Below are 14911 nucleotides of genomic sequence, written 5' to 3'. Positions count from 1 at the left end.
TTCTGTAAGCAGTTTCCTTGACATTTTTCTTATTTTGCGCTATCATATATCTATATAATATATGGGAGTCTGTGTACAGTCTGAGAGGAAGTGTTAAACTTCGACCGCACCTGATCTGGGTAATGCCAGCGTAGGGAACGATACTTAGTCTATTCTGCACCTTTTCCATATATGGTAAAGGTTTTTCTTTTTGTCAAAGGAAAATGAGAAGAGGAGGTTTTTATGAAAGCAAGCATTGCCTTGCAAGTTTTACCCCTAGCACAGGGGATTGATCGGATTGCTGTTATCGATCAGGTCATTGCTTATCTGCAAGCTCAAGAAGTGACCATGGTGGTGACACCATTTGAAACGGTCTTGGAAGGGGAGTTTGATGAGCTTATGCGTATTCTCAAAGAAGCGCTGGAAGTGGCAGGGCAGGAGGCAGATAATGTCTTTGCCAATGTCAAAATAAATGTAGGAGAGATTTTAAGTATTGATGAGAAACTTGAAAAGTATACTGAGACGACACATTAGTCTATTGGGCTTTCTGGGAGTCTTGTCAATCTGGCAGTTAGCAGGTTTTCTTAAACTTCTCCCCAAGTTTATCCTGCCGACACCTCTTGAAATTCTCCAGTCCTTTGTTCGTGCCAGAGAATTTCTCTGGCACCATAGCTGGGCCACCTTGAGAGTGGCTTTATTGGGACTGATTTTGGGAGTCTTGATTGCCTGTCTCATGGCTATACTTATGGATAGTTTGACTTGGCTCAATGACCTGATTTACCCTATGATGGTGGTCGTTCAGACCATTCCAACCATTGCTATAGCTCCTATCTTGGTCTTGTGGCTCGGTTATGGGATTTTGCCCAAGATTGTCTTGATTATCTTGACGACAACCTTTCCAATTATCGTCAGCATTTTGGACGGTTTTAGGCATTGTGACAAGGATATGCTGACCTTGTTTAGTCTGATGCGGGCCAAGTCTTGGCAAATCCTGTGGCATTTTAAAATTCCAGTCAGCCTGCCTTACTTTTATGCTGGTCTGAGGGTCAGTGTCTCCTACGCCTTTATCACAACAGTAGTATCTGAGTGGTTGGGAGGCTTTGAAGGACTAGGTGTCTACATGATTCAGTCCAAGAAACTGTTTCAGTATGATACCATGTTTGCTATTATTATTCTGGTATCGATTATCAGTCTTCTGGGTATGAAGTTGGTCGATATTAGTGAAAAATATGTTATTAAATGGAAACGTTCGTAGAATAAGAATGTTTCTGAAAAAGAAAAGAGGAAATTGAAATGAAGAAAACATGGAAAGTGTTTTTAACTGTTTTAACAGCTCTTGTAGCTGTTGTGCTTGTAGCTTGTGGTCAAGGAACTGCTTCTAAGGACAATAAAGAAGCAGAACTCAAGAAGATCGACTTTATCCTAGACTGGACACCAAATACCAACCACACAGGGCTTTATGTGGCCAAGGAAAAAGGTTATTTCAAGGAAGCTGGAGTGGATGTTGATTTGAAATTGCCACCAGAAGAAAGTTCTTCTGACTTAGTCATTAACGGTAAGGCACCATTTGCAGTGTATTTCCAAGACTATATGGCTAAAAAATTGGAAAAAGGAGCAGGAATTACTGCCGTTGCAGCTATTGTTGAGCACAATACATCAGGAATCATCTCTCGTAAGTCTGACAATATCAATAGTCCTAAAGACTTGGTTGGGAAGAAATACGGAACTTGGAATGACCCAACTGAACTTGCTATGTTGAAAACATTGGTAGAGTCACAAGGTGGGGACTTTGATAAAGTCGAAAAAGTACCAAACAACGATTCAAACTCTATCACACCGATTGCCAATGGAGTATTTGACACTGCTTGGATCTACTATGGATGGGATGGTATCCTTGCTAAATCTCAAGGTGTAGATGCTAATTTCATGTACTTGAAAGACTACGTTAAAGAATTTGACTACTACTCACCAGTCATCATCGCCAACAACGACTATTTGAAAGACAACAAGGAAGAAGCTCGCAAAGTTATCCAAGCTATCAAAAAAGGCTACCAATACGCTATGGAACATCCAGAAGAAGCTGCGGATATCCTCATTAAGAATGCACCTGAACTCAAGGAAAAACGTGACTTTGTCATCGAATCTCAAAAATACTTGTCAAAAGAATACGCAAGCGACAAGGAAAAATGGGGTCAATTTGATGCAGCTCGCTGGAATGCCTTCTACAAATGGGATAAAGAAAATGGTATCCTTAAAGAAGACTTGACAGATAAAGGCTTCACTAACGAATTTGTGAAATAATGACAGAAATTAGACTAGAACACGTCAGTTATGCCTATGGTCAGGAGAGGATTTTAGAGGACATCAATCTGAAAGTGACTTCAGGTGAAGTGGTTTCCATCCTAGGTCCAAGTGGTGTAGGAAAGACCACCCTCTTTAATCTGATCGCAGGGATTTTAGAAGTTCAGTCAGGGAGAATTGTCCTTGATGGTGAAGAAAATCCCAAGGGGCGCGTGAGTTATATGTTGCAAAAGGACTTGCTCTTGGAGCACAAGACGGTGCTTGGTAATATCATTCTGCCCCTCTTGATTCAAAAGGTGGATAAGGCGGAAGCTATTGCTCGCGCGGATGAAATTCTTGCGACCTTTCAGTTGACAGCTGTAAGAGATAAATACCCTCATGAACTCAGTGGTGGGATGCGCCAGCGTGTAGCCTTACTTCGTACCTATCTTTTCGGGCACAAGCTCTTTCTCTTAGATGAAGCCTTTAGTGCCTTGGATGAGATGACCAAGATGGAACTCCACGCTTGGTACCTTGAGATTCATAAGCAGTTGCAGCTAACAACCTTGATCATCACGCATAGTATCGAGGAGGCCCTCAGTCTCAGCGACCGCATCTATGTCTTGAAAAATCGCCCTGGGCAGATTGTTTCAGAAATTAAACTAGATTGGTCTGAAGATGAGGACAAGGAAGTCCAAAAGATTGCCTACAAACGTCAAATCTTGGCAGAATTAGGCTTAGATAAGTAGAAAAATAGGGAGTTGGTGAAGATTATCCTTTACCAGCGCCCTTTTTCTTTTAAAAATGAGAAAATTTCGGTATAATAGTCAAAGATAGTCAAGGTTCAAAGAGAGAGGTGGGTTTGTAATGAGATTTAAAAATACATCGGATCATATTGAGGCCTACATCAAGGCGATTTTAGATCAATCTGGAATTGTGGAGTTGCAACGGAGTCAGTTGGCGGATACCTTTCAGGTTGTTCCTAGTCAGATTAACTATGTGATCAAGACACGCTTTACGGAAAGTAGAGGCTACTTGGTTGAAAGTAAGCGTGGTGGCGGAGGCTACATTCGTATAGGACGGATTGAGTTTTCTAGTCATCATGAAATGCTCCGAGAGTTGCTTTATTCGATTGGCGAGCGAGTTAGTCAAGAAATTTATGAGGATATTCTACAGCTTTTGGTTGAGCAGGAATTGATGACCAAGCAGGAGATGAATTTGCTGGTAGCGGTAGCTTTGGATCGAGTTCTAGGAGAAGAAGCTCCAGTTGTTCGTGCAAACATGCTACGACAGGTCATACAAGAGGTAGATAGAAAAGGGAAGTAAGATGAACTATTCAAAAGCATTGAATGAATGTATCGAAAGTGCCTACATGGTTGCTAGCCATTTTGGAGCTCGTTATCTAGAGTCTTGGCACTTGTTGATTGCCATGTCCAATCACAGTTATAGTGTGGCAGGGGCGACTTTAAATGATTATCCATATGAGATGGACCGTTTGGAAGAGGTGGCTTTGGAACTGACTGAAACGGACTATAGCCAGGATGAAACCTTTACGGAATTGCCGTTCTCTCGTCGTTTGCAGGTTCTTTTTGACGAAGCAGAGTATGTAGCGTCAGTGGTCCATGCTAAGGTGCTAGGGACAGAGCACGTCCTCTATGCGATTTTGCATGATGGCAATGCCTTGGCGACTCGTATCTTGGAGAGGGCTGGTTTTTCTTATGAAGACAAGAAAGATCAGGTCAAGATTGCTGCTCTTCGTCGAAATTTAGAAGAACGGGCAGGCTGGACTCGTGAAGACCTCAAGGCTTTACGCCAACGCCATCGTGCTGTGGCTGACAAACAAAATTCTATGGCTAATATGATGGGAATGCCCCAGACTCCGAGTGGTGGACTTGAGGACTATACGCATGATTTGACGGACCAGGCTCGCTCTGGCAGATTAGAGCCAGTCATCGGTCGTGACAAGGAAATATCCCGTATGATTCAAATCTTGAGCCGGAAAACCAAGAATAATCCTGTCTTGGTTGGGGATGCTGGTGTCGGGAAAACAGCTCTGGCGCTTGGTCTTGCCCAGCGTATTGCTAGTGGTGATGTACCTGCGGAAATGGCTAAGATGCGCGTGTTAGAGCTTGACTTGATGAATGTCGTTGCAGGGACACGCTTCCGTGGTGACTTTGAAGAACGCATGAACAATATCATTAAGGATATTGAAGAAGATGGCCAAGTCATCCTCTTTATCGATGAACTTCACACTATCATGGGTTCTGGGAGTGGAATTGACTCAACTCTGGATGCGGCCAATATCTTGAAGCCAGCCTTGGCGCGTGGAACTTTGAGAACGGTTGGTGCCACCACTCAGGAAGAATACCAAAAACATATCGAAAAAGATGCAGCCCTTTCTCGTCGTTTCGCCAAAGTGACGATTGAAGAGCCAAGTGTGGCAGACAGCATGACCATTTTGCAAGGCTTGAAGGCGACTTATGAGAAACATCACCGTGTGCAAATCACAGATGAGGCGGTTGAAACAGCCGTCAAGATGGCTCATCGTTACTTGACTAGCCGTCACTTGCCAGACTCTGCTATCGACCTCTTGGATGAGGCAGCAGCAACAGTGCAAAATAAATCAAAGCATGTAAAAGCAGACGATTCTGACTTGAGTCCAGCTGACAAGGCCTTGATGGATGGCAAGTGGAAACAGGCAGCTCAGCTAATCGCAAAAGAAGAGGAAGTGCCTGTCTATAAAGACTTGGTGACAGAGTCTGATATTTTGACCACCTTGAGTCGCTTGTCAGGTATTCCAGTCCAAAAACTGACTCAAACTGATGCCAAGAAATACTTGAATTTGGAAGCTGAATTGCACAAACGTGTTATCGGTCAAGATCAAGCAGTTTCAAGCATTAGCCGTGCCATTCGCCGCAATCAGTCAGGGATTCGCAGTCACAAGCGTCCGATTGGCTCCTTTATGTTCTTAGGGCCTACAGGTGTCGGGAAGACTGAATTAGCCAAGGCTCTGGCAGAAGTCCTCTTTGACGACGAATCAGCTCTTATCCGCTTTGATATGAGTGAGTATATGGAAAAATTCGCAGCCAGTCGTCTCAACGGAGCTCCTCCAGGATATGTGGGGTATGAAGAAGGTGGGGAGTTGACCGAGAAGGTTCGCAACAAACCATACTCTGTTCTCCTCTTTGATGAGGTAGAAAAAGCCCACCCAGACATCTTTAATGTTCTCTTACAGGTTTTGGATGATGGTGTCTTGACAGATAGCAAGGGGCGCAAGGTTGACTTTTCAAATACCATTATCATCATGACGTCAAACCTTGGTGCGACAGCCCTTCGGGATGACAAGACCGTCGGTTTTGGAGCTAAGGATATTCGTTTTGATCAGGAAAATATGGAAAAACGCATGTTCGAAGAGCTGAAAAAAGCTTATAGACCTGAGTTTATCAACCGTATTGATGAAAAGGTGGTCTTCCATAGCCTGTCTAGTGACCATATGCAGGAAGTGGTGAAGATTATGGTCAAACCTTTAGAGGCAAGTTTAGCTGAAAAAGGCATTGACTTGAAATTACAAGCTTCCGCACTGAAATTGTTGGCCAATCAAGGATATGACCCAGAGATGGGAGCTCGTCCACTTCGCAGAACCCTACAAACAGAAGTGGAGGACAAGTTGGCAGAACTTCTTCTTAAGGGAGAATTAGAGGCAGGCAGCACACTTAAGATTGGTGTCAAAGCTGGCCAGTTAAAATTTGATATTGCATAAAAACGAGGTCGGGACAAAGTTCCCGACCTCTTTATGTACCATAATGAGATGGTTTTGTGTTACGACTGCTTTTAGGGATGCCTATCTTTCTTAGGATTATTCAATATGTGAGTAAAGAAGTCTTTGTATCGATACTTGAGATATTTTTCGTGTAGGAATAGCAAAGCTATATAAACAATCATAAAGAGTGTAGTCAGATGGAAGACATCAAATGCAGTTCGCGAATAGTAAGTTGCTGATTGATAAGAGCCAATAGCTCCCAAAATCAACCAAGGAAGATACTTGTAATACTTATTTAGCATAAGAGTGCATCTCCTATATTCTATTTCAATGTTATTATATTCCTTTGTCCAACGCAATGCAAGCGATTACAAAAAATAAATTCAAATTTTTAATAGAAAAATCTCCTGTTTTTCTGTTTTATTACGAATAGAAGAGTAGGAGGAGTAAATGTATCTAAAGTATTTAAGATTTTTAAAATAGTTTAGATAAATTGTTGACATATTTAAATCCCAATGTTACAATTACATTACAAAAAGATTTCTTTATATTACTAAAATATTACAAAGGAGTAGAAAAATGAAAAAGAAAACTTATATCAAATTGATGGCAGCAACTGTATTGGCTTCTACCTTGCTACTGGGAGCTTGTGGAAATAAAAAGGAAACAACTCAAGCAAGCAGTTCTGCTAAGACAAGCCAATCATCAAGTTCTAAAGCAGCTTCTGCTAGCAAAGAAAGCAAGACTCAGAAATCCTTAAGTTCAGCTTCATCTGAAAAGGCTAAGGCGTCTACCGACCAGTCTGCAGCAACTACAACACCATCACAAACAACACCTGCACCAGAGCAAAGACATGGTCAAGAGGTGTCTAATCAACAAACACCTGCTCAGGCTCCTCAAGCCCAGTCTAACCAATCAACAACTGACCGTAAACTTCAAGACAAGCAAGTAGAGCAAAATAAACGCTACAAGGGTGTTCTAACAATGGTGGATGGTGATTTTTCAGCAGCAGCGGGCAACTGGAAGGGAGCCAATGGCGAAACCATCACAGTTTCATCAGGAGGTCAATTCACAGTAGAATCTGCTGATGGAAAGAAAGAAAACTACTCTATCAGAGGCTACTCTTATACTCTTGATGATGGCAAGTATAATGCCAAAATTGGTGGAGGAAAAGTCATCCAAATTACAACAGGAGCGGATGGTAAGGTTTCCAGTGTTGCTTTGAGTCAATAATAACCCTCAGTATTTGAATTTTTACAATCAAAGAAAATCCGTCAGCTCAATAAGAGTTGACGGATTATTTTATACTTGTACTTGGGTTAAAAATTCTTCTGTAGTAAGAATTTGAGCAAACTCATTTTGTAGAGAAAGGAGATTAATCTCATGGATAGTCTCAGGAGAGATGGCCTGACCGTTTTTGTTAGATAGGGTAAAACTGGCAGTAGCATCTGCTAGTAAAGTGACTTCAAAACCAAGATTTGCTGCCATTCGTGTCGTAGTAGATACACAATGAGGCAGGGTCAAACCAACAACGACTAAATGACAAATCTGATTTTTTCGTAAATATGTTTCAAGATTTGTTCCAATAAAGGCGCTATTAACCGTTTTTTGAAAGACAGGTTCGGCAGTAACTGGCTCAAATCCACTTTTAAACACCTGATTTTGTTTGTTATGAAATTTCGACTGGGGATTGTCAGATATGTGTTGAACATGTAAGACTGGAAGAGCGTGCTTACGAAAGTATGCCAGTACCCTCAGTGCTTGTTGTTCAGCTTGAGGGTTGTTCCGTTCTCCCCAGATAGGGTTATCAAATGCTTTTTGCATATCGATAATCAGTAGAGCAGTATGAACCATTTTAAGCCTTATCTAATTGCAAGAGAGCCTCAATCTCTGCCAGAGTGCTAGCTTGTGAAATGGCTCCACGGAGTTTGGCTGCACCAGATGTCCCACGGAGGTAGTGAGGAGCGAGGCCACGGAATTCACGAACTGCGACGTTTTCTCCTTTGAGGTTAATCAAGCGTTTCAAATGTTCATAGGCGATTTTCATCTTATCTTCAAAGGTCAAATCAGGTAGGATTTCTCCTGTTTCAAAGTAATGGTTGATTTGGTTGAAGAGGTAAGGATTTCCCATGGCAGCGCGGCCAATCATGACTGCGTCAGCACCGACTTCTTCGATACGTTGTTTGGCTTCTTGGACTGTACGGATGTCACCGTTGGCGATGAAGGGAATCTTGGTCAGAGCTTGAGCTACGTCGTGCAAGGTCTCAAGGTCTGCGTGGCCTGTGTACATTTGTTCACGGGTACGGCCATGCATGGCGAGGGCAGAAACACCTGCTGATTCAGCAGCGAGGGCATTTTCTACTGCAAGAGATGGGTCGGCCCAGCCGGTACGCATTTTGACAGTAAGGGGAATATCAAGGACAGATTGGACCTTGTTGATAATAGAGTAGATCTTGTCTGGATCCTTGAGCCACATAGCGCCAGCTTCGTTCTTCACGATTTTATTAACTGGGCAGCCCATGTTGATATCGACGATATCGGTCTTAGTGTTTTCTTGGATGAATTCTGCTGCGCGTGCGAGGCTGTCTTCATCACTACCAAATAGTTGGATAGAAACAGGGTTTTCGCCTTCATCGATATGAAGCATGTGCAGTGTTTTTTCGTTGTTGTATTGGATTCCCTTGTCAGAGACCATTTCCATGACAACGAGTCCAGCTCCGAGCTCTTTTGCGATAGTCCGAAAGGCTGAGTTGGTCACGCCAGCCATGGGTGCTAAAACGGTTCGATTGGGAATCTCAACATTGCCAATCATAAAAGGTGTATTAAGATTTGTCACGAATGAGTTCCTCCAGGTCGTTTTCATCAAAGTTGTAAGTAGTTTGGCAGAATTGACAAGTGATTTCTGCTCCGTGGTCTTCCTCTTTCATTTCCTGTAAGTCTGAGCTTGGAAGGCTGGCAAGAGCATTCATAAAGCGCTCATGGCTACAGTCACATTGGAAACGGATCTCTTCTTCAGAAAGACGCTTGTAGGCCTCGTCACCGTAGATAGCTTTGAGGAGGGCTTCGATATGGTCTTCACTTTCGAGAAGGGTTGAGATAGCTGGCATTTCTTGGATGCGTTTTTCAAAGCGAGCAATCTCTTCTTCCTTGGCTCCCGGCAAGACTTGAACTAGGAAACCACCAGCAACCTTAACCTTGTCTTCTTCGTCCAAAAGGACATTGAGGCCGACTGCAGAAGGGGTTTGTTGGCTTTCTGTTAGGTAGAAAGCAAGGTCTTCCCCAATCTCTCCAGAGATGAGTGGGGTCAAGGAAGTATAAGGATTTCCAATGCCGTAGTCTGTGATAACGAGAAATTGACCATTTCCAACGAAAGGTCCGACTAGAACTTCACCAGTTGCGGTCTTTTTGATGTCAACGCCAGGATTTTGAACATAGCCTTTGACGTTCCCCTTGGTATCTGCGACCGTGATAATGGCCCCTAGAGAGCTAGAACCCAGCACCTTAACTGTTAGTTTAGTATTTCCTTTTTCATTGGCTGCGAGAATCTGGCTAGCTATAAGAGTTCGACCAAGCGCTACAGTTGAGCTAGCTTGGGTTTTGTGTTTTTCTTGAGCAGTGCGGACGGTTTCCGTGCTATCAAGGACAAAAGCACGAAAGGCTCCGCTTTCTGATATAGTTTTAATAATTTTATCCATAGCTACTATTTTAGCATAAAAATGCCCAAAGGGGGAGCCGTGTGTTTGCTGATTTTCAGGATAATGGACCAGAAAATCAGCAGGTAAATAAAAAGAGAAACAGATTATTTCAGCATTTGTAAGATTTATGCTATGCTTAAGGTAGAAAATGAAAGGGGTAACAAATGTATTTAGGAGATTTGATGGAGAAAGCCGAGTGTGGTCAATTTTCAATCCTTTCCTTTCTATTACAAGAGTCTCAGACGACTGTCAAGGCTGTAATGGAGGAAACAGGATTTTCAAAAGCAACCCTAACCAAATATGTCACCCTGCTCAATGACAAGGCTTTGGATAGTGGCTTAGAGCTGAACATCTCCTTAGAAGATGAAAATTTGCATCTGTCAATCGGTGCAGCTACCAAGGGGAGAGAGATTCGGAGCCTGTTTTTGGAGAATGCTGTTAAATACCAGATTGTGGTCTATCTTCTCTACCACCAACAGTTTTTAGCCCATCAGCTGGCTCAAGAATTGATGATTAGCGAGGCAACACTTGGTCGCCACTTAGCTGGTTTAAATCAGATTTTGTCAGAATTTGACTTATCCATCCAAAATGGCCGTTGGCGAGGTCCAGAGCATCAGATTCGTTACTTCTATTTCTGTCTTTTCCGCAAGGTCTGGTCCAGTCAGGAATGGGAAGGCCATATGCAGAAGCCAGAGAGAAAGCAGGAGATTGCTACACTAGAAGAAATCTGCGGTGCAAGTTTGTCTGCGGGGCAGAAATTGGACTTGGTTCTCTGGGCTCATATCAGTCAACAGCGTCTTCGGGTCAACGCCTGTCAGTTTCAAGTCATAGAAGAGAAAATGCGAGGGTATTTTGACAATATTTTCTACCTTCGTTTGCTGAGAAAGGCTCCGTCCTTTTTTGCTGGGCAACACATTCCTTTGGGGACTGAGGATGGTGAGATGATGATTTTCTTCTCTTTCCTCCTATCTCATCGTATTCTTCCTCTTCATACTATGGAGTATATCCTTGGTTTTGGAGGGCAGTTGGTAGATTTACTGACGCAATTGATTCAAGAAATGAAAAAGGAGGAGTTGCTGGGCGGTTATACAGAGGACCATGTCACCTATGAACTCAGTCAGCTTTGTGCTCAAGTCTATCTCTATAAGGGCTATATTTTACAGGATCGCTACAAGTACCAGTTGGAGAATCGTCATCCCTATTTGCTGATGGAACATGATTTTAAAGAGACAGCAGAAGAGATTTTTCATGCTCTACCTGCTTTTCATCAGGGGACAGACTTAGATAAGAAAATTTTCTGGGAATGGCTCCAGTTAATCGAATATATGGCTGAAAACGGTGGCCAGCATATGCGGATTGGTCTGGATTTGACATCTGGTTTTCTTGTCTTTTCAAGGATGGCAGCCATTTTGAAACGGTATTTGGAATACAACCGTTTTATTACCATTGAGGCCTATGACCGAACTCGGCATTATGATTTACTGGTTACCAATAACCCCATTCATAAGAAAGAACAGACCCCAGTCTATTATTTAAAAAACGACTTGGATATGGAAGATTTGGCAGGGATTCGTCAGTTATTATTCACTTAAAAGGCTTGGTTGTTCCAGGTCTTTTTTGTGAAATTCACACAATCTCCTCACATTTTTTTAAAAATTAAAAAAAGTTGATGAACAAGAAAGCGCTTTATTTTATATACTAGTAAGTGTAAAGAGGAAACATCCTCAAGATCTTTATCAGGAGGACAGCACATGTCACAAGAAAAATACATCATGGCTATTGACCAGGGAACAACAAGTTCTCGTGCCATTATTTTTAATAAAAAAGGAGAAAAGGTCAGCTCGAGCCAAAAAGAGTTTACTCAGATTTTCCCTCAGGCAGGTTGGGTTGAGCACAATGCCAATGAAATTTGGAACTCTGTTCAGTCAGTTATTGCGGGTGCTTTCATCGAAAGTGGTGTCAAGCCAAATCAAATCGAGGCAATCGGGATTACCAACCAACGTGAAACAACGGTCGTTTGGGATAAGAAAACAGGGCTTCCTATCTACAATGCTATCGTTTGGCAATCACGGCAAACTGCTCCTTTGGCTGAACAACTAAAAAGCCAAGGTTATGTGGAAAAATTCCATGAAAAGACTGGTTTGATTATTGATGCTTACTTCTCTGCTACCAAGGTTCGTTGGATTTTGGACCATGTAGAGGGCGCTCAAGAGCGAGCAGAAAAAGGGGAATTGCTCTTTGGTACCATCGATACTTGGTTGGTTTGGAAATTGACTGACGGTGCGGCTCACGTGACGGACTACTCAAATGCAGCTCGTACCATGCTTTATAACATTAAAGAACTCAAATGGGATGATGAGATTTTGGAAATCCTCAACATTCCTAAGGCTATGCTTCCAGAAGTTCGTTCTAATTCTGAAATCTATGGTAAGACAGCGCCATTCCATTTCTACGGTGGAGAAGTGCCAATATCTGGTATGGCTGGGGACCAACAGGCAGCCCTCTTTGGACAGTTGGCTTTTGAACCTGGTATGGTTAAAAATACTTATGGAACAGGTTCTTTCATCATCATGAATACTGGGGAAGAAATGCAGTTGTCTGAAAACAACCTCTTGACAACCATTGGTTACGGAATTAACGGCAAGGTTTACTATGCCTTGGAAGGTTCAATCTTCATCGCAGGAAGTGCTATTCAGTGGCTTCGTGACGGTCTTCGCATGGTGGAAAATTCACCAGAATCTGAAAAATACGCTCGTGATTCTCACAATGATGATGAAGTTTATGTCGTTCCAGCCTTTACAGGTCTAGGCGCTCCATACTGGAACCAAAACGCTCGGGGTTCTGTCTTTGGCTTGACTCGTGGAACAAGTAAGGAAGACTTTATCAAGGCGACTTTGCAATCTATTGCTTATCAAGTGCGTGACATTATCGACACCATGCAAGTGGATGCTCAGACAGCTATCCAAGTCTTGAAAGTAGATGGTGGTGCAGCTATGAACAATTTCCTCATGCAGTTCCAAGCTGATATTTTGGGAATTGACATCGCACGCGCCAAAAACTTGGAAACAACAGCTCTAGGAGCAGCCTTCCTAGCAGGTTTGTCAGTAGGCTACTGGAAGGATTTGGATGAGTTGAAACTCTTGAACGAGACAGGAGAACTCTTTGAGCCATCTATGAACGAATCGCGCAAGGAACAACTCTACAAGGGCTGGAAGAAGGCTGTGAAAGCAACGCAAGTCTTTGCGGAAGTAGACGACTAATACTGGCAGAATAAAGCGATTTATTTAGAAAGTGTGTAAATATGGAATTTTCAAAGAAAACACGTGAATTATCAATTAAAAAAATGCAGGAACGCACCCTGGACCTCTTGATTATCGGTGGAGGAATCACTGGTGCTGGTGTAGCCTTGCAGGCGGCAGCTAGCGGTCTTGAGACTGGATTGATTGAAATGCAAGACTTTGCAGAAGGAACATCCAGCCGTTCAACAAAATTGGTTCACGGAGGTCTTCGTTACCTTAAGCAATTTGACGTAGAAGTGGTATCAGATACGGTTTCAGAACGTGCAGTGGTACAACAAATTGCACCTCACATTCCAAAACCAGACCCAATGCTCTTACCAGTTTATGAAGAAGATGGAGCGACCTTTAGCCTCTTCCGCCTTAAAGTAGCTATGGATTTGTACGATCTTTTAGCAGGTGTGAACAACACACCTGCTGCAAACAAGGTTTTGAGCAAGGAAGAAGTCTTGGAACGCCAACCAAACTTGAAGAAAGAAGGTTTGGTAGGAGGTGGGGTTTACCTTGACTTCCGTAACAACGATGCGCGTCTCGTGATTGAAAATATCAAACGTGCCAACCAAGACGGTGCCCTCATTGCCAACCACGTGAAGGCAGAAGGCTTCCTCTTTGACGAAAGTGGCAAGATTACAGGTGTTGTAGCTCGTGATTTGTTGACAGACCAAGTCTTTGAAATCAAGGCCCGTCTGGTGATTAACACAACAGGCCCTTGGAGCGACAAGGTACGCAATTTGTCTAATAAGGGAACCCAATTCTCACAAATGCGTCCAACTAAGGGAGTTCACTTGGTAGTGGATTCAAGCAAAATCAAGGTTTCACAGCCAGTTTACTTTGATACAGGTTTGGGTGATGGCCGTATGGTCTTTGTTCTCCCACGTGAAAACAAGACTTACTTCGGTACAACTGATACAGACTACACAGGGGATTTGGAACATCCAAAAGTGACGCAGGAAGATGTAGATTACCTACTTGGCATTGTCAACAACCGCTTCCCAGAAGCCAACATCACCATTGATGATATTGAAAGCAGTTGGGCAGGTCTTCGTCCATTGATCGCAGGCAATAGTGCTTCTGACTATAATGGAGGAAATAACGGGACCATCAGTGATGAAAGCTTTAACAACTTAATCGCTACTGTCGAATCTTATCTCTCTAAGGAAAAAACGCGTGAAGATGTTGAGTCTGCTGTCAGCAAGCTTGAAAGCAGTACCTCTGAGAAACATTTGGACCCATCTGCAGTTTCTCGCGGTTCTAGCTTGGACCGAGATGATAATGGTCTCTTGACCCTTGCTGGTGGTAAAATCACAGACTACCGTAAGATGGCTGAAGGAGCTATGGAGCGCGTGGTTGACATCCTCAAAGCAGAATTTGACCGTAGCTTTAAACTGATCAACTCGAAGACTTATCCTGTTTCAGGTGGGGAATTGAACCCAGCAAATGTAGATTCAGAAATCGAAGCCTTTGCACAACTTGGAGTGTCACGTGGATTGGATAGCAAGGAAGCTCATTACCTAGCAAATCTTTACGGTTCAAATGCACCGAAGGTCTTTGCTCTTGCTCATAGTTTGGAACAAGCACCAGGACTCAGCTTGGCAGATACCTTGTCCCTTCACTATGCAATGCGCAATGAGTTGGCACTTAGCCCAGTTGACTTCCTTCTTCGTCGTACCAACCATATGCTCTTTATGCGTGATAGTTTGGATAGTATCGTTGAGCCAGTTTTGGATGAAATGGGACGATTCTATGACTGGACAGAAGAAGAAAAAGCAACTTACCGTGCTGATGTAAAAACAGCTCTTGCTAATAATGATTTAGCAGAATTAAAAAATTAAGAAAAAATCAAAGAGGTGGCGGGCAGGACTCCTAGTCTACCCTCTCCTCCTTTTTAATGGAGACAGAAA

14 protein-coding genes and 1 riboswitch are annotated in these 14911 nt (G+C 42.9%); of the genes, 10 read left to right on the top strand and 4 right to left on the bottom strand.

Annotated features, from left to right (window positions below):
• The first annotated feature begins 51 nt into the window (after positions 1-51).
• Positions 52-154: riboswitch (TPP riboswitch) on the top strand.
• A gap of 68 nt (positions 155-222) precedes the next feature.
• The 6 genes from OC529_RS09065 to OC529_RS09040 all read left to right on the top strand — a co-directional run bounded on the left by OC529_RS09065 (position 223) and on the right by OC529_RS09040 (position 6019).
• On the top strand, positions 223-513 hold the full coding sequence (locus OC529_RS09065) for an MTH1187 family thiamine-binding protein (RefSeq protein ID WP_000647659.1): 291 nt from the start codon (positions 223-225) through the stop codon (positions 511-513).
• Positions 476-1234 (top strand): ABC transporter permease, encoded by a 759-nt coding sequence (locus tag OC529_RS09060; protein WP_262081988.1) that lies wholly within the window; start codon positions 476-478, stop codon positions 1232-1234. The genes OC529_RS09065 and OC529_RS09060 overlap by 38 nt, the downstream gene beginning before the upstream one ends.
• 38 nt (positions 1235-1272) lie before the next feature.
• On the top strand, positions 1273-2280 hold the full coding sequence (locus OC529_RS09055) for an ABC transporter substrate-binding protein (RefSeq protein WP_262081987.1): 1008 nt from the start codon (positions 1273-1275) through the stop codon (positions 2278-2280).
• Positions 2280-3008: an ABC transporter ATP-binding protein gene (locus tag OC529_RS09050; RefSeq protein WP_262081986.1), complete on the top strand. Its 729-nt coding sequence runs from the start codon at positions 2280-2282 to the stop codon at positions 3006-3008. The genes OC529_RS09055 and OC529_RS09050 overlap by 1 nt, the downstream gene beginning before the upstream one ends.
• Positions 3009-3126: 118 nt before the next feature.
• Positions 3127-3585, top strand: coding sequence for a CtsR family transcriptional regulator (locus tag OC529_RS09045; RefSeq protein ID WP_004261972.1), 459 nt, complete (start codon positions 3127-3129; stop codon positions 3583-3585).
• 1 nt (position 3586) lies between these two features.
• The gene (locus OC529_RS09040) at positions 3587-6019 is read left to right on the top strand and encodes an ATP-dependent Clp protease ATP-binding subunit (RefSeq protein WP_262081985.1); all 2433 of its coding nucleotides are present in this window, start codon (positions 3587-3589) and stop codon (positions 6017-6019) included.
• 71 nt (positions 6020-6090) lie between these two features.
• Here the strand turns inward: OC529_RS09040 and OC529_RS09035 are convergent, their stop codons facing one another.
• Positions 6091-6321 (bottom strand): hypothetical protein, encoded by a 231-nt coding sequence (locus OC529_RS09035; protein WP_262081984.1) that lies wholly within the window; start codon positions 6319-6321, stop codon positions 6091-6093.
• Positions 6322-6598: 277 nt separating this feature from the next.
• Here OC529_RS09035 and OC529_RS09030 point away from each other — a divergent pair, with 277 nt between their 5' ends.
• Positions 6599-7252: a hypothetical protein gene (locus OC529_RS09030; RefSeq protein ID WP_262081983.1), complete on the top strand. Its 654-nt coding sequence runs from the start codon at positions 6599-6601 to the stop codon at positions 7250-7252.
• 69 nt (positions 7253-7321) lie between these two features.
• On the opposite strand, the gene OC529_RS09025 is transcribed toward OC529_RS09030, so the two are convergent.
• The 3 genes from OC529_RS09025 to hslO are packed head-to-tail and all read right to left on the bottom strand — an operon-like array spanning position 7322 to position 9714.
• Positions 7322-7873: a cysteine hydrolase family protein gene (locus tag OC529_RS09025; protein WP_262081982.1), complete on the bottom strand. Its 552-nt coding sequence runs from the start codon at positions 7871-7873 to the stop codon at positions 7322-7324.
• A gap of 1 nt (position 7874) precedes the next feature.
• Positions 7875-8855, bottom strand: coding sequence for a tRNA dihydrouridine synthase DusB (gene dusB, locus OC529_RS09020; RefSeq protein ID WP_262081981.1), 981 nt, complete (start codon positions 8853-8855; stop codon positions 7875-7877).
• Positions 8842-9714: an Hsp33 family molecular chaperone HslO gene (gene hslO, locus OC529_RS09015; RefSeq protein ID WP_262081980.1), complete on the bottom strand. Its 873-nt coding sequence runs from the start codon at positions 9712-9714 to the stop codon at positions 8842-8844. Before hslO ends, dusB begins: the two co-directional genes overlap by 14 nt.
• Positions 9715-9878: 164 nt before the next feature.
• Here hslO and OC529_RS09010 point away from each other — a divergent pair, with 164 nt between their 5' ends.
• The 3 genes from OC529_RS09010 (at position 9879) to glpO (ending at position 14842) form a co-directional block, all read left to right on the top strand.
• A complete protein-coding gene (locus OC529_RS09010) occupies positions 9879-11306 on the top strand; it encodes a helix-turn-helix domain-containing protein (protein ID WP_262081979.1) in 1428 nt (475 codons plus the stop codon).
• A 159-nt stretch (positions 11307-11465) separates the two neighbouring features.
• Complete coding sequence (gene glpK / locus OC529_RS09005; RefSeq protein WP_049511829.1) at positions 11466-12974, top strand: glycerol kinase GlpK; 1509 nt, start codon at positions 11466-11468, stop codon at positions 12972-12974.
• Positions 12975-13015: 41 nt separating this feature from the next.
• Positions 13016-14842: a type 1 glycerol-3-phosphate oxidase gene (gene glpO, locus OC529_RS09000; RefSeq protein WP_262081978.1), complete on the top strand. Its 1827-nt coding sequence runs from the start codon at positions 13016-13018 to the stop codon at positions 14840-14842.
• The last annotated feature ends 69 nt before the right edge of the window (positions 14843-14911 follow it).

The organism is Streptococcus sp. Marseille-Q5855 (genome assembly GCF_946901985.1).
Taxonomy (GTDB): domain Bacteria; phylum Bacillota; class Bacilli; order Lactobacillales; family Streptococcaceae; genus Streptococcus.
Note: the sequence above shows the minus strand (reverse complement) of the source record. Positions and strands in the feature narration are given on the sequence as shown.

What these genes read in the sequence shown, in the direction of transcription:
- OC529_RS09065 (WP_000647659.1), top strand. Translation starts at nt 223, where the DNA reads ATGAAAGCAAGCATTGCCTTGCAAGTTTTACCCCTAGCACAGGGGATT.
- OC529_RS09060 (WP_262081988.1), top strand. Translation starts at nt 476, where the DNA reads ATGAGAAACTTGAAAAGTATACTGAGACGACACATTAGTCTATTGGGC.
- OC529_RS09055 (WP_262081987.1), top strand. Translation starts at nt 1,273, where the DNA reads ATGAAGAAAACATGGAAAGTGTTTTTAACTGTTTTAACAGCTCTTGTA.
- OC529_RS09050 (WP_262081986.1), top strand. Translation starts at nt 2,280, where the DNA reads ATGACAGAAATTAGACTAGAACACGTCAGTTATGCCTATGGTCAGGAG.
- OC529_RS09045 (WP_004261972.1), top strand. Translation starts at nt 3,127, where the DNA reads ATGAGATTTAAAAATACATCGGATCATATTGAGGCCTACATCAAGGCG.
- OC529_RS09040 (WP_262081985.1), top strand. Translation starts at nt 3,587, where the DNA reads ATGAACTATTCAAAAGCATTGAATGAATGTATCGAAAGTGCCTACATG.
- OC529_RS09035 (WP_262081984.1), bottom strand. Translation starts at nt 6,321, where the DNA reads ATGCTAAATAAGTATTACAAGTATCTTCCTTGGTTGATTTTGGGAGCT.
- OC529_RS09030 (WP_262081983.1), top strand. Translation starts at nt 6,599, where the DNA reads ATGAAAAAGAAAACTTATATCAAATTGATGGCAGCAACTGTATTGGCT.
- OC529_RS09025 (WP_262081982.1), bottom strand. Translation starts at nt 7,873, where the DNA reads ATGGTTCATACTGCTCTACTGATTATCGATATGCAAAAAGCATTTGAT.
- hslO (WP_262081980.1), bottom strand. Translation starts at nt 9,714, where the DNA reads ATGGATAAAATTATTAAAACTATATCAGAAAGCGGAGCCTTTCGTGCT.
- OC529_RS09010 (WP_262081979.1), top strand. Translation starts at nt 9,879, where the DNA reads ATGTATTTAGGAGATTTGATGGAGAAAGCCGAGTGTGGTCAATTTTCA.
- glpK (WP_049511829.1), top strand. Translation starts at nt 11,466, where the DNA reads ATGTCACAAGAAAAATACATCATGGCTATTGACCAGGGAACAACAAGT.
- glpO (WP_262081978.1), top strand. Translation starts at nt 13,016, where the DNA reads ATGGAATTTTCAAAGAAAACACGTGAATTATCAATTAAAAAAATGCAG.